The organism is Saccharopolyspora galaxeae (assembly GCF_016526145.1).
GTDB lineage: Bacteria > Actinomycetota > Actinomycetes > Mycobacteriales > Pseudonocardiaceae > Saccharopolyspora_C > Saccharopolyspora_C galaxeae.
The window spans coordinates 75,481-99,841 of the sequence record NZ_JADDUE010000015.1 but is presented as its reverse complement, the minus strand read 5'-3'; the positions used below and the strand labels follow the sequence as shown (position 1 = coordinate 99,841).

General features: G+C 66.1%; 19 protein-coding genes and 3 pseudogenes. 15 read left to right on the top strand and 7 right to left on the bottom strand.

All coding sequences use genetic code 11. The features are described from left to right. Positions 1–3 precede the first annotated feature (3 nt). Positions 4–1,575 carry an NUDIX domain-containing protein gene (locus INP57_RS30450; protein WP_200073134.1) on the bottom strand — a complete coding sequence of 524 codons (1,572 nt, stop codon included), beginning with the start codon at positions 1,573–1,575 and terminating at the stop codon, positions 4–6. 23 nt (positions 1,576–1,598) lie between these two features. After that, on the bottom strand, positions 1,599–1,874 hold the full coding sequence (locus INP57_RS26790) for a hypothetical protein (protein ID WP_200073133.1): 276 nt from the start codon (positions 1,872–1,874) through the stop codon (positions 1,599–1,601). A 671-nt stretch (positions 1,875–2,545) separates the two neighbouring features. On the opposite strand from INP57_RS26790, the gene INP57_RS26785 reads away from it, so the two are divergent. The 6 genes from INP57_RS26785 (at position 2,546) to INP57_RS26765 (ending at position 7,926) form a co-directional block, all read left to right on the top strand. Next, entirely contained in the window at positions 2,546–3,919 is a 1,374-nt protein-coding gene (locus tag INP57_RS26785) for a helix-turn-helix domain-containing protein (protein WP_200073132.1), read from the top strand. Positions 3,920–3,944: 25 nt separating this feature from the next. Next, entirely contained in the window at positions 3,945–4,655 is a 711-nt protein-coding gene (locus tag INP57_RS26780; protein WP_200073131.1) for a creatininase family protein, read from the top strand. 359 nt (positions 4,656–5,014) lie between these two features. Continuing rightward, positions 5,015–5,545: a hypothetical protein gene (locus tag INP57_RS26775; protein ID WP_200073130.1), complete on the top strand. Its 531-nt coding sequence runs from the start codon at positions 5,015–5,017 to the stop codon at positions 5,543–5,545. A gap of 977 nt (positions 5,546–6,522) precedes the next feature. Continuing rightward, positions 6,523–7,059: an MFS transporter gene (locus INP57_RS30600; protein WP_374220975.1), complete on the top strand. Its 537-nt coding sequence runs from the start codon at positions 6,523–6,525 to the stop codon at positions 7,057–7,059. Positions 7,060–7,522: 463 nt separating this feature from the next. After that, the gene (locus INP57_RS30445; protein ID WP_307850302.1) at positions 7,523–7,723 is read left to right on the top strand and encodes a hypothetical protein; all 201 of its coding nucleotides are present in this window, start codon (positions 7,523–7,525) and stop codon (positions 7,721–7,723) included. A 47-nt stretch (positions 7,724–7,770) separates the two neighbouring features. After that, a complete protein-coding gene (locus INP57_RS26765) occupies positions 7,771–7,926 on the top strand; it encodes a hypothetical protein (RefSeq protein ID WP_200073129.1) in 156 nt (51 codons plus the stop codon). Between the two features lie 129 nt (positions 7,927–8,055). On the opposite strand, the pseudogene INP57_RS26760 reads toward INP57_RS26765, so the two are convergent. Beyond that, positions 8,056–8,985 (bottom strand): annotated as a pseudogene (locus INP57_RS26760) (transposase). Positions 8,986–9,952: 967 nt separating this feature from the next. Here INP57_RS26760 and INP57_RS26755 point away from each other — a divergent pair. Continuing rightward, entirely contained in the window at positions 9,953–11,617 is a 1,665-nt protein-coding gene (locus INP57_RS26755; RefSeq protein WP_200073128.1) for an AMP-binding protein, read from the top strand. 18 nt (positions 11,618–11,635) lie between these two features. Next, positions 11,636–12,796 (top strand): acyl-CoA dehydrogenase family protein, encoded by a 1,161-nt coding sequence (locus tag INP57_RS26750; protein WP_200073127.1) that lies wholly within the window; start codon positions 11,636–11,638, stop codon positions 12,794–12,796. A gap of 2 nt (positions 12,797–12,798) precedes the next feature. On the opposite strand, the gene INP57_RS26745 is transcribed toward INP57_RS26750, so the two are convergent. Beyond that, a complete protein-coding gene (locus INP57_RS26745) occupies positions 12,799–13,614 on the bottom strand; it encodes a PaaX family transcriptional regulator (protein ID WP_200073126.1) in 816 nt (271 codons plus the stop codon). A 489-nt stretch (positions 13,615–14,103) separates the two neighbouring features. Between INP57_RS26745 and INP57_RS26740 the strand changes: the two genes are divergently transcribed. Continuing rightward, entirely contained in the window at positions 14,104–16,311 is a 2,208-nt protein-coding gene (locus INP57_RS26740) for a molybdopterin cofactor-binding domain-containing protein (protein WP_307850301.1), read from the top strand. A gap of 43 nt (positions 16,312–16,354) precedes the next feature. Continuing rightward, on the top strand, positions 16,355–16,816 hold the full coding sequence (locus tag INP57_RS26735) for a (2Fe-2S)-binding protein (RefSeq protein WP_307850300.1): 462 nt from the start codon (positions 16,355–16,357) through the stop codon (positions 16,814–16,816). Here INP57_RS26735 and INP57_RS30595 read toward each other — a convergent pair. Together INP57_RS30595 and INP57_RS29875 are read right to left on the bottom strand one after the other, a co-directional pair. Then, positions 16,785–17,165 carry a hypothetical protein gene (locus tag INP57_RS30595; protein ID WP_200073124.1) on the bottom strand — a complete coding sequence of 127 codons (381 nt, stop codon included), beginning with the start codon at positions 17,163–17,165 and terminating at the stop codon, positions 16,785–16,787. The genes INP57_RS26735 and INP57_RS30595 overlap by 32 nt on opposite strands. A 323-nt stretch (positions 17,166–17,488) precedes the next feature. Continuing rightward, positions 17,489–17,637, bottom strand: a pseudogene (locus tag INP57_RS29875) (CoA transferase); the annotation flags it as partial. 263 nt (positions 17,638–17,900) lie between these two features. On the opposite strand from INP57_RS29875, the pseudogene INP57_RS26720 reads away from it, so the two are divergent. The 5 genes and pseudogenes from INP57_RS26720 to INP57_RS26700 form a co-directional block, all read left to right on the top strand. Beyond that, positions 17,901–18,032, top strand: a pseudogene (locus tag INP57_RS26720) (electron transfer flavoprotein subunit alpha/FixB family protein); the annotation flags it as partial. 562 nt (positions 18,033–18,594) lie between these two features. Next, on the top strand, positions 18,595–19,098 hold the full coding sequence (locus INP57_RS26715; RefSeq protein ID WP_200073123.1) for a thioesterase family protein: 504 nt from the start codon (positions 18,595–18,597) through the stop codon (positions 19,096–19,098). A 187-nt stretch (positions 19,099–19,285) separates the two neighbouring features. Then, entirely contained in the window at positions 19,286–20,500 is a 1,215-nt protein-coding gene (locus tag INP57_RS26710) for an NAD(P)/FAD-dependent oxidoreductase (protein WP_200073154.1), read from the top strand. Between the two features lie 239 nt (positions 20,501–20,739). Next, positions 20,740–22,182, top strand: a complete 1,443-nt coding sequence (locus tag INP57_RS26705; RefSeq protein ID WP_200073122.1) for an aldehyde dehydrogenase — start codon at positions 20,740–20,742, stop codon at positions 22,180–22,182. A 42-nt stretch (positions 22,183–22,224) separates the two neighbouring features. After that, positions 22,225–23,328 carry an NAD(P)-dependent alcohol dehydrogenase gene (locus tag INP57_RS26700; RefSeq protein ID WP_200073121.1) on the top strand — a complete coding sequence of 368 codons (1,104 nt, stop codon included), beginning with the start codon at positions 22,225–22,227 and terminating at the stop codon, positions 23,326–23,328. Between the two features lie 148 nt (positions 23,329–23,476). Here INP57_RS26700 and INP57_RS26695 read toward each other — a convergent pair whose 3' ends face one another. Next, positions 23,477–24,358 carry a PaaX family transcriptional regulator gene (locus tag INP57_RS26695; RefSeq protein ID WP_200073120.1) on the bottom strand — a complete coding sequence of 294 codons (882 nt, stop codon included), beginning with the start codon at positions 24,356–24,358 and terminating at the stop codon, positions 23,477–23,479. Positions 24,359–24,361 lie beyond the last annotated feature (3 nt).

Here is a 24,361-nt window from a genome sequence, read left to right as displayed (position 1 = left end):
GACCTAGGGGCCCTGAGCCCGTGGTGGCCGGGTGGTGTCGTACTGCCATCCGTGGCTGCGGTCGCAACCGATGCGGTGCAGCCGGTCGGCTTCGGCGGGATGCAGCAGGCGCAGCGCCTCGTGGTGGCCAGACCAGCGGATCTCGGCGACCTCGCTGGCGTCCGGAACCGGGACGCTGGTCCCCACGATGTGCGCCTCGAACAAGAAGTGGATCTTGTTTTCACCGGTGGCGGATTCGGCTTCGGACCAGCCAGCCCACACTAGCTTGCCGGGCGTGACCGCCAGCCGAAGTTCTTCGTGGACTTCGCGGGCCATCGCGGTGGGCGGCGAGTCGGATCCGGTGGCCTCGCACCGGCCGCCGGGCAGCGAGAAGTCTTCGTCGTCGGGACCGCGTACCAGCAAGATGCGTTGTTGGACATCGCGGATCAGTGCTGCGGCGCGGACCGGTAACGCGGGACGAGGTTGGCTTTCCGGTATCCATTCACGAAGTTCGCGGATCGCCTCGGCCAGGTCGGGAACAGCACGGTAGCGATCCGGTCCGGCGACGCGGGGAGTGCGCGCATGGTCGGCGTGAACCCACAAGGCACGTGCTCCGGCCAGCAGCGGTGCCTGGACATCTTCCAGGAGCGTGTCGCCGACGTGAACGATCTCGCCGATTTCGACGCTATGGTTCCGAGCGAGGTGCTCGAACATGGCAGGGCCGTTGCCTTTGGCCAGGCCGGTCTCGCAGGAGAAGTAGGCCGCGTCCAGCAGCGGTCCGAGTTCATCGCGCACCGCGTTCGCGTGGACGTGGTCGGCGGAGGCGAGGTTGGAGCAGACCACGACTCGGATGTCGGGACATGCGTCGCGGAGTCCTGCGATCAGCGCCCGCGCGGTCGGATTCAACAGCAGTGGCCGTGGTGTGTGCAGCAGATCGGCGAGCTGCCCGGGAGGAAGCGCGAGGTCGGCCGCGACTTGGCGGATCAGCTCGTCGCTGATCGCGGTGGCGGTGTGCAGGTGGGTGCGCACGACCGCGGCGACGGTGGCCGGGTCCTTCGGTGATGCCGTGGCCAATGCATCGCCGAGGCTCTGCCCGTACGTGTGCCCTAGCAGCCTGCCGACGCTCAGCGACACCACACTGATTCCACGGTTCATGCACAACTCTCCTGATAGGACGGTGTGCCGTTGCGTAGGAGCTTCGGCACGGATTGGTAGGCATATTCGGCGCGGCAGTCGTAGGCGGTCGAGCCAAGTCAGGATGCTGACAAGGTCGAGACTTTCCGCAATGAGTGGCCTGGGGTGCGTGCGGAATACGAGCACGCGTCTGCCTGGGGACTCGATCACCACACGCGGATCGAGCCGCGGCGAGATCCGCTCGGGGCGGGCGTGGTGATCGAGCCCCCGCATTGCCAGCCGGTTCTCTTTCGGGGCGGAAACCGGCTCGGGCGCGGCACGGGATCCGGACCGGCAGCGATGCGGGGCGCTGCCGATGTCGATTCCTGCTCTGCGCCTTGGGGTTGTGGTCTGTGCCGCCGGTGGAGGGATGTCCTGGCGGCACAGACCACGCCCGGCCGGAGCGCTCGTGTCGGGGAGCACGGCACGCTCTTGCCGGGAGTCGGTTATCGCTGCTGGCCCGGGAAAACCCAGACTCGCGCGTTCTCCTGTGGAGCTGTGGCCGAGCCGGGGCGCTCAGCCATCGGGCGGGTGGGCGCGTACCGGTCGAAGATCTTGGCGAGGCCGCGCAACCGGGCGCCAAGATCGCCGAGTTCTTCGTAGGTGACGGTGCTGCGGCCCGGAAGTGCGAACAGGACTTCGCCCAACCGGTCGTGGATCTGTTTTCCAAGCTCGACCACGTCACCGGTCTTCGGCGGGGCCGACGTGTGCTGTTGGATCATCAGAACTCCTTGAGTCCGTGCCTGGATGGTGAGTGCTCGTTGAGTGGGTTGGACGGGAACTGGGCGTCCTGCGCTTCTTCGTTTCTCGGTGGGAAATTGCGGACCGCGCGGTGCGGAAGCGGGGGGCTTCATCCGCACCGCACGGCCCTCGACCCAGCGCCCGCGCCACATCAAGCGGGCACCGGACGATCACGAATCCCAGACGACCTCACGGGCCCCGAGCGATTCCGCTGCCTTCACACATGCGCCACATCGCGCCGTGACCACCCGGCTCTTCGGAACCCGGTCGTTCGGCGTCGGCAACGGCACCGTCGCCGCGTACCCGCACAAGGTCTTGACCGCGGAGTTGACAGGCAGAGCCGAGAGGCTTTCCTGCGTAGCGTGACGTCGCTGCGGATCTCCACGAGCGCAAAACCAGTACAGGCGGGCCGTTCGCTTGGCGGTACGACCGCTACGGGAAACTTGTTCCGGTCGCGCTGAGGAAACTGCCACAGTGAGTCGTCCATGCATTCGAAGACACCTCCTCACGTCGTTGGTGCTGGCGTATGTAGAAGCTATGGCCGCACAGCCGGCACGATTGCCCGGATCGCGCATGAAAAATATGCGTACCGCGCATACTGGCTGGCCCTAGCAGATACGATGGCTACCCGAATCGACTGGGAGCGATCTTGATGAGGTCAGAAGCCGGCCGCTCAGAAACATCGCGCCACTGTGCGAGATGCGGCAGCAAACTTGCCCGGGACAACGCCGCGCCCGTCTGCTCGCCGTGTCGGCGCGCTCCCAAGAATCATCAGGAGGCAGGCCCGCGCGTCGGCGACGAGTTCTGGGCCGAAGACCGGCTACGCCAAGCGCTTGCCGGCAAGGACATGGGAGCTGTCGTGCGGGCCTACCGCGTTCATCCCGCGCATGGCCGGAAACCGTTGCCCCAAGCCGATGTGGCCAAGTGGCTGAGCATCACCCAAAGCCAGCTCAGCAGGATTGAGTCCGGGCGGAACCGGGTGCGCGAGCTGGATCAGCTCCGGCATTACGCCCGGCAGCTGCGCATCCCGCCTGAACTGCTGTGGTTCGACGCGGGCGATAGCGCTGACGAACCGGTGCCACCGAAACACGCTGCGGTAGTTCTGCCGGGAGGCCCATCGGTTCCCGCTGCGAACGTGCGTACCGAGCCAGCGTTGGCCGAGTCGTTGCTGATGACGCTCAAGCAGTACATCACCACCGACAACCTCGTCGGTCCGCGTTCGGTGCTTCCGGTCGCCGCTAAGCAAGCGAGCTTCGCCAACGGACTGCTCGCGCAGAGCCAAGGGCAAAGCCACCGGTCGCTGTTGTACGTCGCCGCGCGGTTCGCCGAGTTCACGGGATGGCTGGACCAAGACGCGGGCAAGTTGCAGGAAGCGATGGCGTGGTCGAACACGGCGCTCGATCTCGCGCACGAGGCCGAGGACGCACACCTGGCTTCCTACATCCACATGCGCAAGAGCAATATCGCAAGCGACGCGCACAAGCCTGCTTTGACGATCGACTTCGCTCAGGCTGCCCTGCGGTCCTCGGAGACGTTGAGCCCGCGCCTCAAGGCGGTTGCGCTGCGGCAGGAAGCGCACGGGCACGCCATGGCCGGCGACTACGAGGGATGTTCGCGCGCCATCGACCGAGCGTTTCGATACGCGGCCGACGAGCCCGACGACGAGAGCGACATCGCGCGGTATTGCACGCCGAGCTATGTCGAGATGGAAGCCGCGCACTGCTGGGTCGAACTCGGCAAACCGGTCAAAGCACTGGCCACGCTCCAGCAGGGCATCGCGAACTGGCACGCGGACTTCCGGCGGGACCTCGGGCTCGGGCTTGCGCGATTGGCCGTTGCCCATGCCGTCGCCGACCAACCGGAAGAAGCGGTCGCCGTGGCGCGGCATTCGCTCACGATCGCGACCGAAACGCGGTCCCACCGCACGGCACGGCAGCTCCGTCGAACGTCGCAGCTGTTGGCGGACGCGGGCGCGCACGATCAGGCGTCCCAGTTGAGCCGTACGCTGCGGACGACATTGGCGTGACGCTGCGAGCAAGTTGAGGAGAGTCGTGGACGTGCTCACCACTGCCACTTCCGCCGATGAAGCGGCCCGAAAGGCACGTGTCGCCGTGCTTCCCGTCGGCAGCTTCGAGCAGCACGGCGAGCACCTTCCGCTGACCACCGACACCGTCATCGCGTGCCTGATCGCCCAACGGATCGCCGAGGACTACGATCTCTTCCTGCTACCGCCGATCACCGTGTCGTGCTCGCACGAACACGACTCCTTCCCCGGAACGGTCAGCGTCAGCGCCACAACGCTGGTCGCGATGATCGAGGACATCCGCGTTTCCTTGCGCCGTTCGGACATCACCAAACTGGTCCTGGTCAACGGGCACGGCGGAAACTACGTCCTCTCCAACATCACCCAGCAAGCCAATACCGACGAACGGTGCGTGGTTCTGTTTCCTGGCGGGGGCGACATGAACCGCGCCCGCGAGCACGCCGGCGCGGTCACCTCGTCCCACGAGGACATGCACGCCGGTGAACTCGAAACCTCGCTGCTGCTGCACGCGCACCCGCACCTCGTCGGCGAGAGCTACTACCGCGCCGATCACCAGGCCGACGACCGGCCGCATCTGTTGACCCTCGGAGTCGAGCACTACAGCCCCAGCGGCGTCATCGGCCGTCCCTCCGAAGCAACCGCGGCCAAAGGACGAGCCATCCTGGACAGCTTGAGTACATCGTTCTTCGAACACCTCACGCTGATCGACCCGCGTTGATACGCAGCCGCTCAGGCTCTTGTGGCTAGGGGAGCGTATCCGCGGATCACCTCGTGTGAGTAGCGAGGCCGTCGCAAGTTTCCGGCCGCACTCGGCGGTCGTGGGGCGGTGGCTGTGTCAGCGCTAGGTGCATGGGCGGCAGCACCCGCGGCAGGTGTTGCGCTGGCTTTGTTGCTGCAGGTGATAGCTAAGTCGGGTGCGAGCGTGCCTGGTCCCTTAAATCTGTCCTTGAGCGGATGGGGTGGTAGCTGCGGTCGGAACGCGTCGTTTCGAGTGACATGTAGTGGATTGGCCCCACGTTGGCCCTGTGTGTGTATTGTTCTTCGGTCGAATCCGTTGAGTAATGGAGGTGTCACGCAGTGACACAGTTGTGGTCGGTTGCCGGAGGCCTGGCGCTATCGGTCGGTGTGTTGTCTGGGTGTGGGGTGCAGGACGGTGTGGGGCCGACTGGGCCGGTCACGCCGGATACGGCGGCGGTACCGAACCCGGCTGGGCAGGCTGACCGGCAGCCGAATACGTTCCAGTTTGGTCAAACGTACGAAGGTGAGATTGATACTACGGTGCGGAAGCTGGATCCGTTCCAGTTCAACACGTCGGAGTTCGCCGCTCCGCAGGGTGGTGTTCCGGCGTGGGGAGTTGAGTTTGAGTTCACCAATCGCACCGACCGGGCGTTTCCATTGGCGGTGCTGAACATTGGGGCGACCGTGGACAGCCGGGCGGCTGAGGAGATTTTCGATGGAAAGAATGGATTCAATGGGTTGTTGTCCGCTCCGCCGCTCGGTCCGGGGCAGACGGTGAAAGTGCCGGTGGCATATACTGGACAGGGATCCAAGCACGTGATAACCGTCGCGTCGCTGGACTTCTCGAAGTCGGCGACCTTTACCGACTAGACCCCCGGCTGCTGGAAAGTCGGCACGGATACCAGGTATCTTGTGGGAACCGCGCCGTGAGGGGCGGTTCTCGCTGGCCCCGGATAAGTCTGTTGTGGATTATAACAGTATGTAAGTGCGTTGCTCGTCAGCACGAACGATTTTTGACATCGGCGCGTGGGAGGAAATTGGGAGGAACGTGCGGTCTTGAACGTTGCTGGATAAACCTCAACAGTAGCGAACGACACCGTCGCACCAGCAGTTTCTCTGTCTTCGCAGGTCACGTGAGTTGACGGGCGCCACTGGGGGTCAGGGGGTCGTGGGTTCGAATCCCGCCGTCCCGACGGTCGCGGAAGCCCGCTGATCTAGCGCAAATGCGCAGGTCAGCGGGCTTTTTGATGTTGCGGTGGTGATCTCGTAGTTGATCTTCGTGGTCGGTCTGCTCCGATTTTTGGGAGGAATTTGGGAGGATCGATCAGTGCTGGGGCGAAATGGGGTCGCGTGATGGGAGGATTTCCTGGTCACGCTGATGGGTGATCTTTGGTCGCTACGCTGAGGTGGGAACGTGCTGGCGGTCGGTGCTGCCGATGGTGCGTGATCGACGTGCGCGACGAGTGGTGGCGCAACACGTGGCGTCGCGCGGAAACCCTGGATCTCGGGTGTTCATCGCCCCTACGAGAGGGTCGTAACTTCACCGACTTTCCCGACTTATGTCTCGCAACTGGAGTGACGACCGTGGTTTCGGCCTGGCGGGGCGGTGTGGCGTCGGCCCTCCAGGGCTGACGAGGGTCGCGACGTCGTCTCCGCCTGGCGCCGTCCCAGCCCCTGGCGCTGGTGGCGTCGGCCCTGTAGGGCAGCGCTGCAGTCGGCTGGCGGTGTTGGGCGGATGGGGTGAGTGACGGTGCGGGCTCGTTTTGAGCCGATGCTGAGATTGCGGCGGAGGGTGTCGGCTGAGATTGGACGCTGGTGCAGTTTCCAGTGTTCGGCGTCGAGTCGGTATGCCTCTTCGGTCGGATCGGCGGCTGGCGCGCACGGATGACTCGATTCTTGCGAAGACTGTCTCTCCAGCCACTAGTGCCGTGCTGTCGGGAACCGACATGGTTGAGACATGGCAGAAAAGCGCGGTAGGCCGGACAAACTCGCCACGCATGCATCAGGCGTGGCGGGTCATCACGGTGGCCGGGATGACGATCATCGCCGCCCGGGCATTCACGACCATGTCCGGATTGTTGGTCAACCCGCTTCATCACGAGTTCGGGTGGTCGCACGCAACGATCGGTGCCGCCGTGTCGGTGAACATGACCCTCTACGGGTTGACCGCACCCTTCGCGGCCGCCTTGATGGATCGCCTCGGAACTCGCCGGGTCGTGGCTGGTGCTCTTGCCGCCGATACTGTCCTGGATATCCGATCAGTACCAGTGGAGAGCCGCGCTGGTCACGGTGTCGCTGGTCGCGTTGTGCGTCCTGCCGCTGGCGTTCCTGCTACTGCGCGATCACCCCGCGGATCCGGGGGTGCGAGCTTATGGTGCCGATGAGTTCACGCCAAAGCCGGATCCGGCGCCGCGTGTTGTTCGGCGGACGGTGACAGTGCTGTTGAGTGCGGCGACAACACGGCCGTTCTGGCTGCTGGCTGCAACATTTGCGATCTGCGGTTCCTCCCACCAACGGGATTATGTGGAGCCATTTCGTACCAGCGGCACAGCACCACGGGATGCCTCCCACTGTCGCCTCTTCGTTGCTGGCGATGGTCGGCATATTCAACGTCGCGGGCACGGTGAGTTCAGGTTGGCTCTCCGACCGAGTCAGTGCGAGATGGCTCTTGACTTGGTACTTCGCACTGCGCGGGGCCGCTCTCTTGTGCCTCCCTTTGCTGATGTCCGCGACGGTTCAGCCGTCGCTGGTCCTATTTGTCGTGATATTCGGGATTCTGGATGTGGCGACGGTGTACCCCCGCCCAGCGCGCTGGCACGCACGTATTTCGGCGAGGATGGCGCGATCGTGTTCGGCTGGGTCAACGCGGCACATCAATTGGGCGCTGGCGGCATGGCTTTCCTCGGTGGCGTTATGCGGGACCTGGTCGGCACATATGACCTGGTGTGGATCGGTGCGGCAGGGCTGTGCGCAGTGGCGGCGTTGTTGACACCGCAGCTCAAAGTGACGGCCCCGCAAGTCGTTGGCCTCGAAGGCCGGCCGCGGTAAGCCACCACGAAAAACAACCCATCGAATGTGAGGAAACAATGATTCCGATGTGGACGATTGCGTTGATCGCTGTGGTCGGTGCGCTGGCTGTCGGGCTGAACGTCACGTTGCTGATCGAGAAGCTCAAGGGCAACCTCGATGTGATCAGCAGTGAAGCAAAAGAGCCGAACCACATTCATCGCGTGACCAACGCCAGTTGCTGATTCTCCCGGACGCAGTGTTCCATGAGCCCCGTACACACTGCGTCCTCACACCAGGCCTGCTCAAAGTCCCTGAGGGTCGAAGCTCCGTTAGCTACCGGCTATCGAGACAGGGGGTTTCCCATGGTTTTGTCAGGCGGCGACCGGGGGCGCCGTGGGTTGGGTTGTCGGTCGGGCGGGCTGGTAACAGGTCTTGTTGCGGAGCATGGCGAAGATGACGTCGCAGCGGCGTCGGGCCAGACAGATCAGGGCGGCGTTGTGCTTCTTGCCCTCGGCTCGTTTGCGGTCGTAGTAGGCGCGGCTGATCGGGTCGGACAGGGCCGCGAATGCGGCAAAGAAGAACGCGCGTTCGAGCTTGCGGTTGCCGGTCCGGGCAGGGTGTTCGCCTCGGATGCTGCTGCCGGAGCGGTGGGTGACTGGGGCGATGCCGGCGTAGGCGGCAAGGTGTGCAGGGCTGGCGAATGCGAAGGCCTCGCTGATCTCCAGCAGGATGCGGGCTGCGGTCCTGATCCCGATGCCGGGCATGGAGGTCAGGACCTCGGCGAGATGGTGCGCATCGAGGATCCCTTCAACCTCGACGGCGAGGGTTTTGCGTTGCTCCAGCACGGTTTCCAGAATCTCGGCCAGGCACGGCAGCACCAGGTCGGCCGCACGGCACCGGGAACGATCACGGTGTGCTCGGCCAGCAGCTCGTCGACGAGCCGCTGGCCCATGCGGGGAGCGTGCTTGGTCGCGATCGAGATCAGCTTGCTGCGGCTGATGCTGGCCAGGCCGATCGGACCGCCGCAGCGGAACAGGATTTCCAGCGCCGCGGTGTGGGTGACTGGTGCCCGCAAGCACGCGCGACCGTGACCGGCAACGCGCCGATCGTGGCCGGTTGGTCGACTACGACCAGCAGCGGGCCGTGGGGGCGGCGAGCTTGTCGAGCACCGCCCGCAGCTTCGGTTCGTTCTTGGGCAGCGGCCCGTCGTGCAGGCGCTTCCCGGTCGGGTCCAGGCCCACGGCGTGGTGCTCGCCCTTGCCTACGTCTAGGCCAAGGAACACGCCGTATGTACTGGTTATCCGCCCAGTTCTTCACCTCGAAGTTGCTGGTCACCAGTCAGGCACCGACGGCCGGCAGCCACGTTACGACGAGACCTGCTCGGAGGCGGCCGTGTCCCTATCAGCGGTCCCTCGATGCCACCAGCCCGGTGAAACCCCCGGATCATGCAAGCGACTGGGGGAGCTAGTCATGCCGGACCCGGCGACCAGGGATCCAAGATCAGAGACACGAAAAAGGTAACGGGAGCCAGTTCTACCCTTCGACGGGCGCGTCCTGGAGCGCAGGAGCGACCAGGTCCGCAACCCGCGTGGTCTCCTCTGATCAACGATGCGGGTAGTGGCTAAGGAGCTCGGAGCTCGGAGCTCGGCAACGAGTCTCTACCTGCACTTCGCGGGCAAGTGGAACGGGTACGGCACCCATCATGGTTACCCGCCTGAGGCTTGCGGGGGTGCGGGTGATCTCCATGCAGGCCACCAGTCGGCGTTGGCAACCGAGAACGACCCGAACACGCCGCGGTCTGCACTTATATGCGTTGGCGGGCACGGGGGTGCTGCGGGTGTGCGGGCGGGCTGACTAGGTGCCGACCTGTGCTGCGTTCGAGCGGCGGATCGTGCCCGGCTGTCCCACGCTTCGTCGGCGCCGAGCGGACTGGGGGTGTTGCTCTATTTAGGTCAGACCTTTAATATATACGACCAAATGAGGTGTCTGCAGTCACACTACAGCTGAAGTACTCAAATAGGAAGTGAAGTCATATGAACGCCTAGTGGTGCATGGCGTAGCGGATGTTCCCGAGAACTCGCGCGGTCACCAGTAGTGATCAACGCTCCGGGACCTCAGGTGACGGCCAGGCCGGGGCCCGCGCTCCAGCCGCGGCGTGGGCCGGGTGGGCGGTGCTGCGCCGGTAACCGGCCAGGTGGTGTTTCGACGCGATTCGTTCTGTTTCTACAAGGGAAAGTCAGCCAACGAGATTTCGCCGGGAGTCACGGTATGACCACAACAGACAGAGTCCTCGCCGAGTCGTACTGGCCTGCCAACCAGGACGAGGCCGTCAACGAGGTCACGATCGGGGATCTCCTCCGGGAGGCCGCCGCCACGGTGCCCGACCGGGTCGCGCTCGTGGATGCCGTCGAGGACACGGATGCTCGACGAAGCTGGACCTACGAAGAGTTCCTCGCCGACGCCACGCGAGCCGCGAAGGCGCTGCTGACTCGCTATGCCCCGGGGGACCGGGTGGCCATCTGGGCGCCCAACAGCGCGGACTGGATCATCCTCCAGCAGGGGATCAGCCTCGCCGGGATGATCTTGGTTGCCGCCAACCCGGCGTACCGGGCGCGCGAGCTCGAATACGTGCTGCGGCATTCCGGAGCGGTCGCGCTCTTCTACGCCGACTCCTACCGGGATTTCGACCTGACCACCGTCGTGGATGAGATCCGGCCGCAGCTTCCGGGCCTCCAAGGCGCGATCACCTTCGCCGAGTGGCCCGATTTCCTCGCGAGCGGTGCGGATGTCGAGCTCGAGCTGCCCGAAGTCGCTCCGACGGACCCGATCCAGGTGCAGTACACCTCCGGCACGACCGGTTTCCCCAAGGGGGCGCGGCTGCACCACAAAGGACTCGCCAACGCCGCGAGGCTCGTCGCGGAGCGCGCCGGGATGCAGGACGGAGGCGTGAACGTGAACTCCATGCCGATGTACCACATCGGCGGGGGAGCGGTGACCTCATTGGGGACGCTGGCCAAGCGCGGCAAGTTCGTCATCGTCCCGCAGTTCCTCCCAGAGCTGATGCTGGAGACGATCGAGACCTACCGTGGGACCCACACCCTCCTCGTCCCCACGATGCTGTTGGCGCTGCTCGACCATCCGGACCGGGAGAAGCGGGACCTGTCCAGCTTGCAGACCATCATGAGCGGGGCCGCCACGGTGCCTGCCGCGCTCGTCCGCCGCACGGCCGACATCTTGGGCTGCCGGACGAGCATCCTGTTCGGGCAGACGGAAATGCACGGGGTCATCGCCCAGACGCGGGTAACCGACTCGCCCGAAGATCAGTCGGAGACGGTCGGGCAGCCGCTGCCGAGCCTGGAAATCAAGATCGCCGACGAGGTGACTGGCGAGGTCCAGCCCATTGGGGAGTCCGGCGAGATCTGCTGTCGCGGTTACCAGAACATGATCGAATACCACGACATGCCGGAAGAGACCCGGGCGACCATCGACCCGGAGAACTGGCTGCACATGGGCGACCGGGGCTGCATGGACGAGCGCGGCTTCATCCAGATCACCGGCCGCTTGAAGGACATGATCATCCGTGGTGGCGTCAACATCTACCCACGGGAGATCGAGGAGTTCCTGCTGACTCATCCCGCCGTCTCGGATGTCGCGGTGGTCGGCGTTCCAGATGACAAGTGGGGTGAGCAGCTGGCGGCCGTCGTCCGGCTCAGTCCGGGGGCGAGCATGCCTTCCGTCGAGGAGATGCGGACCTTCTCCCGTTCGCAGATGTCCGCGCACAAGACCCCCTTCTACTGGAGTTTCGTGGAAGAGTTCCCGGTCACCCCGACCGGCAAGATCAAGAAGTACATGCTGCGCAAGCAGCTCTCCACCGGCGAACTCGGTGCCGACACGCATCGGCCGGAGGCGGACGGACGGGTCGAACCGGAGTGAGTGAATCGGGAGCACAGGATGGATTTCGGACTGGCTGAGGACCATGCCTCGGTGCGCGACAGCGTGCGGAACTTCGCGAGGGCCGAGCTGGCTCCCGGCTACCTGGCACGATCCAAGCGAAGCGATTTCCCGTGGGCGGTCCACAAGCAGGTAGCGGAGCTCGGTGTCCTCGGACTGCTGGCCGGAGCAGACCACAATCCGCTTGACGCCGAGGATTTCGTGGCCGCGGGCCTGGCGGTGGAGGAACTGGCGTACGCCGACGTCAACGTGGCGAACGCCGTCATCCCGGTGATGCTGGTGGCGAGCCTACTCAGCAGGCACGGCTCGGAGCACGTCCGGGGCGAGTGGCTCGGTCCGCTCGTGGGCGGCCGGACGTACGTGTCCTTCTGTCTGACCGAGGCGGATTCGGGATCGGACGCGGCGGCGTTGCGGACCAAGGCTGTCGCCGTGGACGGCGGCTATGTGATCAGCGGGGAGAAGGCATCGGTCACAATGGCGGCCCATGCGAGTGCGTTGATCGTGACCGCGCAGACTTACCGCGAAGGTGTCCACCTCGGGGTGTCCGCGTTCCTCGTCGAAATGGACGACCCCGGAATCACGACCTCCGGTATCGCGGACACCGGCTGGAAGCCGATGGGGCGGAGCATGGTCCACCTCGACGAGGTCCGGGTGGACGAGGGCGCACTTCTCGGAGCTGAAGGGGCTGCTTTCCGCAGTGTGCTCAACGGTTTCGACTTCACCAGGCCGCTGCTCGCGCTCACCGGGGTCGGGTGCGCCCAGGCGAGTCTGGACGAGACCGCGGCGTACGTGCGCGAGCGGTCGGCGTTCGGCTCACCACTGGCCCGCTTCGAAGGGGTCTCGTTCCCGCTCGCCGAGCACAGCACGACCCTGGAGGCGGCCCGCCTGCTCTGCTACTCCGCGCTCTGGAAACGAGGCAGCGGTGTCCGGCACACCGCTGACGCCGCGATGACCAAGTGGTACGGGCCGAAGATGGCGGGAAACGCGATCAAGGAATGCCTGCTGCTACACGGCAATTACGGCTATTCCGCAGAGTTCCCGTTCGAGCAGCGGCTGCGCGATGTCTTGGCGCTGGAGATCGCGGACGGGACCGCGCAGATTCAGAAGATCATCATATCCAGGGAGCTCTTCGGGGCCGAGTTCACGCCCTATCGGGGATGAGTTCAGTGTGCGCCGTTCGGCCTGGCTTCCCCCAGGATTTGCCGCCACCGCTCCCATGCACCCGGGGACCACCGGTCACGCCGGTCGAGGAACAGGTCCGATGCCTCGTGCCCCACCCACTCCGGCAACAGCTCCTCCGGCAGTTGCGGATCCAGGCGCATGAACTGCTGGAGGAAGTTCCGCAGTTCGAGGTAGCTCAACAGCACTTCGTCCCCTCCTGCCGGCCGGAAACCGGCGTAGCGGGCCAGCAGGGCGCGGTAGCTGTCCGCCAACTCGGCGAGGTTCCACGCCCGCTGGACGATCTGCTCATCGCTGAGCCCGACGTTCTCGGTGTGCCCGACGAAGCTGAGGGCGCTACCGGTGAGGCCGAACTCCGCTATGAGCGAGCGGAGGTCGTCCACGGCGTCCACGTGCGGCGTGAGCCACACGCCGGGCGTCGGATTTCCCATGCGCAGCCAGGCGAGACCCCCGTAGAGGCGTTTCCGGGTGGTGCGCTCGCTCTGCGGTACCGAGACCAGGAGGATCAGCCAACGTCCGTCCCAGGGCTCCGAGCGGTCGAGGAACGCCGTCGCTCGGTGCAACCCGTCCTCGATGACCTTGTTCCCGGATGTGGTCAGCCGCCAACGCGCGGTGCGGCCGATTCGCTCCCTTTCGATCCAGCCCGCGTCCGCCGACCGCGAGATCGCCTGCCGTGCGGCGTGCCCCTCCACCCCGAGTCCACCGAGGACTCTGACCAGGGCGGTGGTCCAGATCGCCTCATCGCGCGGGTATGAGAACTCGCCCATCACCGTGAGCAACAACGACCGGGCGCTCGTCACGGGCAGTGGCGAGGCACCTGCTGTATCACTCCGAGTCACGTCCACATGGTCCCCGTTTCCGTTGGGCGGTGTGCAACCGGGACCGCGGAACCCTCGGTCGGGAGGTGTCGGCATCCTCGTCCGGCGGCCGCCGAGAAAGTACTACACAAGAGTTGTCGAAGTTTCTTGATTTGTCACTCCTGGCGCTTTACCTTCATACCTCGTGACCGACCTGATCCGGGTTACATACCGGAAACAGCCGGTTCGAGTCGGGCGGGCGCGTCACCACGGCGGTCTTCCGGAGCGTCGCGCCGGCAGGTCGCGAAATCATCAGTGCAGCTCGGCGGTTTCCGCGCCGGTGGATCGACCGCCTGATCGGCGCGGCGGGCCGAGCGAGGCGAGAATTGTGAGGTACCGGTGATCTTCGATTCGACGAGGAAGTCTTCGACCGTACCGGCCATCGGCCGTCGCAGGTTTCTGAGCTACCTGCTCGCAGCTCCGACGCTGACAGTGGCGACCGAGGTCACGTTGGCCGGAGCCACCGCGGAACCCGCTGAGGCCGCCGTTCCGTCACCTCCGCAGCTCATCGGGGAAACCGTCGATCTCCAAGACGTCATCAACGTGATCGGCGCTCCCACGGCCGCGTTGCTGTTCCAGATCACGGTGAACGAGGACGGCACGGTGACCGTTCCGCTACCGCGGGCCGAGGTGGGGCAAGGTCTCACCACGTCGGTGCCGATGCTGATCGCGGAAGAGATGGACATCCCGCTCGCCAACGTCAAGATGCCCCTCGCGGACGCGCGGCCGGAGTTGTTGTTCGGCCAGCTCACCGGCGGCTCGTCGAGCATCACCTCGCTGTACGGACCGGCTCGGCTCGCCGCCGCGGCGGCCCGGACACGACTGGTGGCGACGGCTGCGCTGCGCTGGGGGCTGCCCGGTGATCGGCTCACGGTCTCCGACGGCGTCGTGCACGCCCCGGACGGACGGAGCGCGACGTTCGGCTCGCTGGCGGTAGCGGCGGTTTCGGCGAAGCTGCCGGATCTGCCGGTGGAGCTCAAACCGGAATCCGAGTTCAAGCTCATAGGAAGCAGCGTCCGCCGACTCGACGGTCACCGGATCGTGACGGGAGCCAACACCTACACCCAAGACCTGGACGTGGCGGGCGCGAAGCCATGCCTGGTCCGCAGGCCACCGACGATCAACGGCACCGTCGAGGCGGTGCACAACGCGGCCGCCGTCAAGCGGATGACCGGCGTCATCGACGTCGCCGTGATCCCGACCGGTGTCGCGGTGCTGGCCGAGACCTTCGCGATGGCGCTGGACGGCATGAACGCGCTCGACGTCACGTGGGGCCCCGGCTCCGTTGACGACGAGAGCGACGAGACGGTCCGCGGCAAACTGCGCGCCGCCGTGGGGCCGCTGGGCGACCCGCCGGTGACATTGCCGCTGGGGGCCGGAACTCTGGAGATGGAGTTCGACTTCGCCTTCCTGAGCCACGCTCCACTGGAGACCAACGCGGCGGTGGCCGATGTGCGGGATGACCGCGCGGAGGTGTGGTCGGCGGCGCAGATTCCCACCAGCGCGCAAGAGGCCATAGCCCGGGAGTTGAGCCTGCCGCAGGCCGCCGTCACGGTCCACGTCATGCCCAGCGGCGGGTCGTTCGGCCGCCGCCTGTTCAACGACGCGGCGGTCGAAGCCGCGCAGATCTCCCGCGCGATGGGCAAGCCGGTGAAGCTGATCTGGCACCGCACGGACGACATCCGGCACGGACGGGTGCACCCCGCGAAGCACCACAAGGTCCGGGTGCACTACGGGCGGGACCAGGTGCTGTCCTACGAGCATTGGAACGCGGCCGTCGACACCTCGTTGGAACACGGCTTCGGTGAGGCGCTCACGACCGCCGCCGCCAAGATCCCGGCCGTCGGCAACGAGAGTGTCAGCCAGATCATGTTCCGGTCGATGGTGCACTGCCCGTACAACTTCGGCGCGGTCGCGACGCACCTCCACGAGGTGTCCGTCCCGATGAACACCGGGAGCTGGCGATCGGTGTACTCGCTCAACGTCCGGGGCGTCGAGGAGATCGTGGTCGACGAGCTCGCCCGGCGGCTGCACAAGAATCCGGTCTCGTTCCGCCGCGATTCCCTCAAGAACGACCGGCAGCGGGTTGTCCTCGACAAGGTCGCTGTCGAGGGCGATTGGGGACGGACTATGCCGGCCGGGTTCGGGCAGGGACTCGCCTTCCACGACGAGATGAAGGGCGTGCTCGCCTGCCTCGTCGAGATCGACGCGCGGGACCCTGGGCAGCCGAGGGTGGTCAAGGCGGTCATGGTCGTCGACGTCGGACGGCCGATCAACGTCAGCGGTATCGAAGCGCAAGCCCTCGGTGGCCTGACCGACGGCATTTCCGTGGCCTTGCGCGGCGGACTGCACTTGCGCGACGGCTACTTCCTGGAGGGCAGCTACCACAACTTCCACTTCGCGCGGCAGAAGAACACTCCGACCGACGTGCGGATCTTCGTGCAGCCCGGGGAGGGGCAGCCGGGCGGCATGGGCGAATTCGCGGTCCCCGTCTCGTTCGCGGCGGTTGTCAACGCCTACCGGCGAGCCACGGGGATCATGCCGGCCAGGTTCCCGATCGACTCCGATGTGGACTTCGAGCCGTACCCACCGGGGCCGGCCCCGCGCCCGCCGATGCGTCCCCTCCCAGCTCGGAACTGACCGAACCGGAATCGTCGACCATCGTCCACTGAGGAGAGAAATCGTGCCACGTTATTCCTTCACCCTCAACGGGAAGCAGGTCAGCGTCGAGGCGCCCGCGGACCACCCGTTGCTCTGGACGCTGCGGGACCAGCTCGGCGTCACCGGCCCGAAAATGGGGTGCAACCTGGATGTGTGCAAGGCCTGCACGTGTTTGATCGACGGCGAGGCGTACACGACGTGCGTCACCAGCATGGCCGACGTCGAAGGCCGCGACGTCACCACGATCGAAGGCCTCGCCGACGGCGACGAGCTGCACCCCGTTCAGCAGGCATGGCTGGAGATCGACGTCCCGCAGTGCGGTTTCTGCCAGCCGGGGCAGATCATGAAGGCGGTGTCGCTGCTGCGCAAGACCAGCGAACCCACTGACGCCGAGATCGACGAGATCGAGAACGTCTGCCGGTGCGGCACCTACTTCCGCATCCGCACCGCCATCAAGGAAGCGGCGAAGATGACAGGGAACTGACTTTCCGTCCCACCTTTTTCCTTCGGGAGACCGACATCGGTCGATGCTGCGGCGTTCGAACACGTCCTTCGCGATGATCTTCTTCTGGATCTCCGCGGTGCCATCGGCGACCAGGTAGGCCATCACGTCCCGGTAGCGCTGGCAGAGGGGAACTCGGTGGAGTAGCCGAGGTTCCCCGTGAATCCGCATTCCGACTCGAGGCGCTCGTCGCGACCGCCGGCGGCCCCCACTCGCTCATCGATGCCAGCGCGGTGTGCGATTGGTTCGCCTCGAGTAGCCAGCGCGCGCGGTGGCACATCCACAGGGCGGCCTCCAGGTACGTTGCATGCTCGGCGAGCTGAAACGACACGCCTTGGTACTCGGCGATGGGTAGCCTGGGAGCAGGCGCTTGCGGGAGAAGTCCAGGAGAGTCTGCTGGACTTCGCGCTGTTCTGCGGTGAAGGCGAACGAAATCACCGGAGCGGCACCTTTCGCCGGGATGGGAAATGGGTCGCTCGGTCGTTGTGGATACGAACCGGAGACGGGCCACATTGGTCGGTCAAGTCGGCTGCGGAGCGATTTCAACGATGCGGCCGGACGCTCGTTGGCGCGCGTCGTGGGCGGTCCGCCGGGTGCGAGAGCGCCGCGGCGGGCTCCGGCTTATGTGACACCCAGGTTCCTTGAGATCGAGTTGATGGACTCATAGTCCCGGCCGGTCCACAGGAAGACACTCGACAGCTCCCCGCGCACCGCGTCGTCGTACCTGCGCGCGAAATCGCCGCCGTCGGGCCGTTCCACCTTGATCACGCGCGCACCCGGCGGGGGAGTTGCCTCGTGGCGATCGGCGCAGCGACGGCATGTTCAAGCGCTACGACCGAGGCGCCGTCGAGCGGCCCGGTGGACGCGACTCCGGGAGGGTCGGCGCTTCTTGGTGTCTCGTCGTCAACTCGGCTGCTCGTGGTCGCTGGGGCGCTGGTCCGGGTGGGCACAGTGTTGCATTTTGGTCTGTCCTTTAATAGATTAAGCCAAAATTCGCGTGCGCGGGAGACACGTGCTCCTAGCGCAGGCTCGTGTCGGCACCGATGCCGGGATCGTGCAACTGGAAGCGAAGACGATCGTCGTGGTGGACAAGGACGCCGAAGCGCCGATCTTCGAGATCGCCGAATTCGGTGTGGTGGGCGACCTGTTCGGCGTCGCGCCGCAGCTCACCGAAGAGATCGCCAAGCGCAAGAGCTGATCGGGGTGAGGCGCAAATGCATACGCTGTGCACCTGCTTGTGCAACAAGGCCGGCCATCACGGCATCTGCCAGGAAGAGGCGGATCCGGCATGCGTGCTGGACTGCCCGGAGCTGCAGCTGTACACGCCCGGGTCGATGTGCCGTACCTGCTACAAGGCGGTGCGGAGCCGGGTCGACGTCGCGTCGCGGGTGTGGGGGCCCGAACCGATGGATGTTAATCGGCCCGGTGTGCCCCGCGCCGATTCTGGACCGCCCCGAGGTGGGCGGTGATGGCGATCGTCGTGCTTCCGGAATGACGAGTGCTTTCAGCACGACTTGCGTGACGGGTCAGGCGGCGGACCCTCGGCCGGTGCGGCTGTGATTTCCGAACTGGCCACATACGCGGCTGCACGGCCGTCCCGGCGAGAGAGCCGCCACGACCCCGCGGGAGCGCTGGTGCCTTGGGCGGTCGTTGTCCGGCGGTTGGGCCGCTGGCACGGCCAGAACTCATGTCACGTCCGACGCGGTGCATTCACCACCGCGGGCCCCTGCCTATTCCGCCTACTGCGATCGGAGCGGCGAATGACCGGCAATACCCAGAAGTTCGACCAGATGGTGGCGCTCCCAGCGGTGCTGGAAGGCACCGTCACGACCGAGTCCATCGATCTGAACGGGCACATGAACATCCGGCACTACCTGGAGTACGGGGCCGTGGGCGCCGATTCGATCTGTCGTGGCATCGGCATGGACGAAACCTACCGGAGCCGGAGGCGAATGGGCGTCTTCGCTGCAGAGCACCACCTGTGTTACCACCGCGAACTGCGGGAAGGCGAGAAGTTCTCGGTGCACGTGCGGTTCCTGGAGCGCACTGACAAGGCCCTGCACGCCGTGTCGATGCTGCTCGACCGCACCAACGAACGACTCGCCTGTACGTTGGAGATCGTCATGGTGCACGTCGGGATGGACTCCCGCCGGGCGACCCCGCTGCCCGCGGACATCGCCGCCAGTTTGGACCGCGAGATCGCCCGGTCCGCGAACCTGGATTGGCCTGCTCCGCTGTGCGGTGCCATGGGCATGCGGAGCTGAGCGCTGCTAATCGTCGACCCGCACGAGGCATGCCTTCTATTGCCCGGCGCCGCGGTTCTCATGTTCCAGTCCCGCGCGGGCCATCTAACCGTCGCTCACGCTGGTCAGCGCACCTGACCCCATTTACTATATACATCATGTGCAACTTGAGGACGTGCCATGTCGTATATAATCTCGGTCGGTGCTCATGAGGGCGGCGCACCTGGTCGTGGTCGGCGCCTCGCTCGCGGGCCTGCGGGCGGTGGAATCGGCCCGCAAGTCCGGTCATCAAGGCCGCATCACCCTCATCGGCGATGAGCCGCACCTGCCCTACGACCGGCCACCGCTGTCCAAGGGGTTCCTCGCCGCCGAAGCCGCGCCGGAGCCCGCATTGCACTGGGACGAAGCGCGCTTCGCGGAGCTCGAGGTGGATCTGTGCCTGGGCAGGCGAGCGTCCGAACTTGACGTAGGCGAGCGCCGCATCGCGGTGGGTGGCGAGCTGATCGAGTACGACGGCCTGGTCATCGCGACCGGGGCCGCGGCTCGATCATTGCCCGGCGCGGAGGGGCTTCGCGGCGTGCACGCCCTGCGCACGCTCGACGATGCTCGTGCGATCCGCGCAGCGCTCGATGGCGGAGCGCGCACTCTGGTCGTGGGCGGTGGTTTCATCGGCTCCGAGGTCGCGGCTGCAGCGCGTCGACGGGATCTGCCGGTCACGCTGGTGGAAGCGATGCCCGTGCCGTTGGTGCGCGCGGTCGGCGCCGAGGTCGGTTCGGCGGTCGCCGAGTTGCACGAGGAGAACGGGGTCGATCTTCGATGCGGCATCACGGTCACGGGTGTCAGCGGGACGGATCGGGTGGAGCAGGTGGATCTCTCCGACGGCAGCGTGCTGGACGTCGACCTGGTGGTCGTGGGGATCGGCGCGATACCGGAGACGGAGTGGTTGCGTTCGTCCGGGCTCGATGTCGACGACGGCGTGGTGTGCGACGAGACTTTGAATGCCGGGGCGCCCGGTGTCTACTCCGCGGGAGATGTTGCCAGGTGGCGGAGCGGTCTGTTCGGCAGGTCGCTGCGCGTGGAGCACTGGACGAGCGCCGCGGAGCAGGGTGCCCTGGCGGCGCGCAACGCCCTCGATCCGGCCTCGGCGGAGCGCTACGACGAGGTGCCCTACTTCTGGTCCGACTGCTACGACCGGAAGATGCAGTTCGCCGGTGTGGCGGAGGGTGTCGACGAGGTCCATGTCGCCGCCGGTGACCTCGAATCCGCGAAGTTCACGGCGTTGTACCGGCGGGAGGACCGTGTTGTCGGCGCCTTCACGATGAACAACCCGGGGCACAGCGCCAAGTGCCAGCGCCTGATCGCGCAGCGGTCCGGTTGGCAGGACGCGCTCAAGCTGATCGGAGCCGGTCGTCGCGGCCGTTGATCGTCCGCCGAGGTGCGAGCCGCGCCCGTGCCTACCGCCGCCGGGGGTCTCGGGCGTTCGGGCAGATTCGCGAGGAGAAAAGAATTACATGGCGAGGTACTGACTACCGATAGGTGTTGACTAAACGGTTGGCGCTCGCCTACCTTCTCGGTGAGCAGGGTCACCCCGGTAGATCGGGCGATACGCCGTTTCGGCGCTGATCCGCGCCTGTTTCAACGGTCACAGCAAAGGAGCTGACCATGGCAGTGGTCCATGACGGTCTTTTCATCGACGGCAGTTGGGTTTCGCCCGCCACCGATCGCCGGATCCAGGTGGTCAACGCGACGACTGAGGAATCACTGGGGAGCGTGCCGGAAGCCGCGAACGCCGATGTGGACCGCGCGGTCCAGGCCGCTCGCCGGGTTTTCGACGATTCCGGCTGGGCCACCACGGCCCCGGCCGAGCGCGCCGCGGTGCTCGACAGGTTCGCGGACGCGTTGGAGAAGCGTTCCGAGCAGCTGACTCGGACGGTCAGCCTGCAGAACGGGATGCCGGTCAGCTTGAGCGAGCAGTTCGAGGGCGGTTATGTGGTGGCGCTGCTGCGTTACTACGCGGGCCTGGCCGCCTCGGCGGAGTTCGAGGAGCGGCGCCCGTCTCCGCTGGGATTTGACACGCTCGTGCAGCGCGCACCGATCGGTGTCGTAGCCGGGATCGTTCCGTGGAATTACCCGGTATTGCTCGCGGTCACCAAGATCGGTCCTGCGCTGGCCGCCGGATGCACGCTGGTGCTCAAGCCGTCGCCGGGAACGGTGCTGGACAGCTTCATCCTCGCGGAAGCCGCCGAAGAGGCGGGTGTTCCGCCCGGCGTGATCAACTGGGTGCCGGGTGGCCGTGAGCTCGGCGACTACCTGGTCAAGCACCCCGGCATCGACAAGGTCGCGTTCACCGGCTCCACGGCGGCGGGCCGGACGATCGCGGAGAACTGCGGGCGCCTGATGCGTCCTGTCAACCTGGAGCTCGGCGGCAAGTCCGCAGCAGTCATCCTCGACGACGCCGACCTGAAAAAGGTCACCGACGGCCTGTTCTTCGCCTCGCTGGCCAACAACGGCCAGACCTGCATGGCGTGCACCCGCATTCTCGCCCCCCGCAGCCGCTACGACGAGGTCGTCGACGCGCTGACCACCTCGCTGTCGGGGTTGAAGATCGGCGACCCGCTTGATCCGACGACCGAACTCGGTCCGCTCGCCTCGGCCGAGCATCGCGACCGGGTCGAGGGCTATATCGCCCAGGGACGAGCCGAAGGCTCCAAGGTCGCGCTCGGCGGCGGCAGGCCGGCCGGTATCGACCGGGGCTGGTTCGTGGAGCCCACGATTTTCGCGGACGTCGACAACTCGGCGACGGTCGCCCGGGAGGAGATTTTCGGCCCGGTGCTGTCGGTGATCAAGTACGACGGCGACGACGAAGCGGTGAAGATCGCGAACGATTCCGAGTACGGGCTTGGCGGCAGCGTCTGGTCGACGGATTCGGAGCGCGCGATGAATCTCGCTCGCCAGGTGCAGACCGGGACGATCGGCGTGAACGGCTACGTCATCGATCTCAACGCGCCGTTCGGCGGTGTCAAGGCCAGCGGTATCGGCCGCGAGTTCGGCCCGGAGGCGCTGGCGGGCTACCAGCAGCTGAAGTCCATCTACCTCCCGGGCTGACACCCGGCGCTGCCACCCACCTTCTACTTTCAGGGAGTGTTCATGCAGATCACTGCTGCGGTCGTCCGCGAGGCGGAGAAACCGTTCCAGCTCGAGGAACTCGAACTCGACGAACCTCGTGCCGACGAGATCCTGGTCAAGGTGCACTCGACCGGCGTTTGTCACACCGACATCGGCGTGCGCAACCAGTGGTTGCCGGTGCCGCTGCCGCTCGTGCTGGGGCACGAAGGTGCCGGTGTGGTCGAGGCCGTCGGCAAGGACGTCACCAAGGTCGAACCGGGTGACAAGGTCGTGCTGAGCTACGGGTCCTGCGGCACCTGCACCATGTGCAACCGCGGCGACTCCAGCTACTGCGAGCAGTTCGTCCTGCGCAACGTCGCGGGCGCCCGGACGGACGGCACGACCCCCCTGCACGGCAAGGGCGGGGACGTGAACGGTTTCTTCTTCAGCCAGTCCTCGTTCGCCACGTACGCGATCGCGCTGGAGAGCAACACCGTCAAGCTGGACCAAGGGACCGACCTGTCCATCGTGGGCCCGCTGGGCTGCGGCATCCAGACCGGCGCGGGCACGGTGCTCAACCGGCTGAAGCCGCAGGCGGGCAGCAGCCTGGTGGTCTTCGGCGTCGGCGCGGTCGGACTGGCCGCGCTGATGGCGGCCAGGGTCGCCGGCTGCACGAAGATCATCGCCGTCGACCTGGTACCGGAACGGCTGGCGCTGGCCGAAGAACTCGGCGCCACCCACACGATCAACGCGAAGAGCAGCGAGGACGTGGTGGCCGAGATCCAGGGCATCACCGGGCGCGGGGCGGACTTCTCGGTGGACACGACCGCGGTGACCTCCGTCGTGCGCCAGGCGGTCGGTTGCCTGGCGCTGAAGGGGACCTGCGCGACTCTGGGCTTCGGAACCGCGGGCACCGAGATCCAGGTCGACATGCTCGAATTCCTGATGGCCGGGCGCACCCTCACCGGCGTCACCGAGGGCGACGCCCGGCCGGACGAGTTCATCCCGCAGATGATCGAGCTCAACAAGCAGGGCCGGTTCCCCTACGACCGGTTGATCACCGCTTACGAGTTCGAGGACATCAACAAGGCGTGCGAGGACGCGGAGTCGGGCAAGACCGTCAAGCCCGTTCTGAAGTTGGTGTAGTCCGGAGCGAGTGCGGGACGGCCCGGGCGCGGTGGCGCGGAGCCACCCCGCCCGGCCGCGTCCGCGGTGAGAACGTGTCGAACAAGTTCCGGGACAGGGTCCGAGGTTCCGCGACCCGCACCGCGGCACAGCACGACTCGAAGGGGCTTCAGCTCGGGGAAGTCTCCTTGACCACCTCGCGCCACCGCTGCTGGGCGTCCTCGTACCACGCCGAGCGGAGCTGGTGGAACAGCACCGCGGCCCGCCTGCCGATCCAGTTCGGCAGCAGTTCGGCTGGCAGTTGCGGGTCCATGAAGGGGAATCGCTGCCATTCGTTGACCAGCTTCACGTGGGTGAACAGCAGCGGGTCGCCCTGGGCGGGCTGCAAGCCGCTGTAGCGGATCAGCAGCTCCTCGTACTTCTCGGTGACCTCGTCGAGATCCCAGGCGAGGGAGACGATCTCTTGCTCGGTCTGGCCAATGTCGCTCGCCTTCCCGATGAACGCGAGGGTGGACGCCTTCAAGTCGAGTTCGTCAATAACCCTGCGGGCCTGGGTCTCGCGATCGATGTGCGGGGAGACCCAGACTCCCGGGGTCGGGTTGCCGAACCCTTCCCAGTCCAGCGCGGTGTAGAGCGTCTTGCGCATCGAACGCTGCGCTTCCGGGATGGTGACCAGCAGGATCAGCCAGTTCCCGTCCCACGAGCCGGAGTCGGCGTGCAACGAGTAAACGCGCTTGGCGCCTTCGTCCATCAGCTGCTTGCCGTTCTCGGTCAGTTCCCAGCGCACTTCGCGGCCCTGGCGGTGACCGATGATCCAGCCCGACGCCGAGGCCCGGGAGATCGCCTGCCGCGCCGTGCGCTGTTCGATCCCCATGCCGACGAGCATGTACAGCAGCGACGACGTCCAGACCGGTTGCTCGTTGGGGTGCACCAGCTCGCCCAGCACGGTGATCAGCATGGAACGGGCGCTGCCCGTCGTGACCGCGGGCCGCGCGGCCGGTTTGGCCGACGGCCCGTTGTCCGCCGACGTGCGTCGACTCGATTGCACCATCAC

What these genes read in the sequence shown, in the direction of transcription:
- INP57_RS26700 (WP_200073121.1), top strand. Translation starts at nt 22,225, where the DNA reads ATGCAGATCACTGCTGCGGTCGTCCGCGAGGCGGAGAAACCGTTCCAG.
- INP57_RS26750 (WP_200073127.1), top strand. Translation starts at nt 11,636, where the DNA reads ATGGATTTCGGACTGGCTGAGGACCATGCCTCGGTGCGCGACAGCGTG.
- INP57_RS26790 (WP_200073133.1), bottom strand. Translation starts at nt 1,874, where the DNA reads ATGATCCAACAGCACACGTCGGCCCCGCCGAAGACCGGTGACGTGGTC.
- INP57_RS26755 (WP_200073128.1), top strand. Translation starts at nt 9,953, where the DNA reads ATGACCACAACAGACAGAGTCCTCGCCGAGTCGTACTGGCCTGCCAAC.
- INP57_RS26715 (WP_200073123.1), top strand. Translation starts at nt 18,595, where the DNA reads ATGACCGGCAATACCCAGAAGTTCGACCAGATGGTGGCGCTCCCAGCG.
- INP57_RS26705 (WP_200073122.1), top strand. Translation starts at nt 20,740, where the DNA reads ATGGCAGTGGTCCATGACGGTCTTTTCATCGACGGCAGTTGGGTTTCG.
- INP57_RS30600 (WP_374220975.1), top strand. Translation starts at nt 6,523, where the DNA reads ATGCCTCTTCGGTCGGATCGGCGGCTGGCGCGCACGGATGACTCGATT.
- INP57_RS26765 (WP_200073129.1), top strand. Translation starts at nt 7,771, where the DNA reads ATGTGGACGATTGCGTTGATCGCTGTGGTCGGTGCGCTGGCTGTCGGG.
- INP57_RS26695 (WP_200073120.1), bottom strand. Translation starts at nt 24,358, where the DNA reads ATGGTGCAATCGAGTCGACGCACGTCGGCGGACAACGGGCCGTCGGCC.
- INP57_RS26710 (WP_200073154.1), top strand. Translation starts at nt 19,286, where the DNA reads ATGAGGGCGGCGCACCTGGTCGTGGTCGGCGCCTCGCTCGCGGGCCTG.
- INP57_RS26785 (WP_200073132.1), top strand. Translation starts at nt 2,546, where the DNA reads ATGAGGTCAGAAGCCGGCCGCTCAGAAACATCGCGCCACTGTGCGAGA.